Origin of the sequence: Acidiphilium sp. JA12-A1 (assembly GCF_000724705.2) — a bacterium.
GTDB lineage: Bacteria > Pseudomonadota > Alphaproteobacteria > Acetobacterales > Acetobacteraceae > Acidiphilium > Acidiphilium multivorum.
In genome coordinates, this window is record NZ_JFHO01000249.1 from 1 (window position 1) to 990 (window position 990).

General features: G+C 55.9%; 1 protein-coding gene. It reads right to left on the reverse strand.

Translation table 11 applies throughout. From position 1 onward, the window contains the following. Window positions 1-990, reverse strand: a 990-nt coding sequence (locus RT91_RS19725) for a methyl-accepting chemotaxis protein (protein ID WP_051788419.1), incomplete at both ends; no start/stop codon positions are given.

Sequence of the window (990 nt, forward strand, 5' to 3'; positions counted from 1 at the left end):
GAGCGTACGATCTCGCCGGCCTCCTGTTCATTTCCGGCCTCACTGCTTGCTGCACACGAGAGGCCTTGCCGATGCGGAACTGACCGACAAGCCTGGCCAGCTCCTGGGCCTCGCGCGCCAGGCTGTGACTTGCCGCCGTTGTTTCCTCAACCATCGCTGCATTCTGTTGCGTGACCTGATCCATCTGGCTGACCGCTGTGTTCACCTGACTAAGTCCGGACGACTGTTCCCGCGTAGATCCTGTGATGTCGCCGATCATGCCATTCAGCCTGGCAACCTGTTCGGCAATCCCTTGCAGGGCCTTCCCGGTCTTGCCGACCAGTGCCACGCCAGTACCAACTTGTTGAGTCGAAGCGGAAATTAGCGTCTTTATCTCTTTCGCCGCGTCGGCCGAGCGTTGCGCCAGGGCGCGAACCTCAGTGGCCACGACGGCAAACCCGCGCCCTGCATCACCGGCGCGTGCGGCCTCTACCCCGGCATTCAGGGCAAGGAGATTGGTCTGAAACGCGATCTCGTCGATGACGCCGATGATGTTGCTGATCTGATTGGATGAGTTCTCGATACCCGCCATCGCACTCACGGTCTCCGCGACTACGACGGCAGAATGTTCTGCGTCGGACTTTGCCATATCAACAATGTCGCGAGCCTCAGAGGCGCTTTCAGCCGTCTTCGCCACAGTCGTTGTAATTTCATTCAATGCAGCCGCGGTCTCCTCGAGGCTTGCGGCCTGCTGCTCCGTGCGGCGTGCAAGATCGTCGGATGCCTGGGCAATTTCACCGGAACTGCTTCTGACACTCTGGATATTCGATGAAATCGCAGCCATTGTCGATTCCAATTGTTCAAGTGATGAATTGAAATCCTGACGAACGCTTTCGAAATCATGGGAGAAAATATCTGTAATTCTATATTCTAGATTTTTACCCGCAAGCTCTTTCAAGCCAACTGTAATGCCATTTACCGCTTGTACACGATCAGTAATATCGGTCGCAA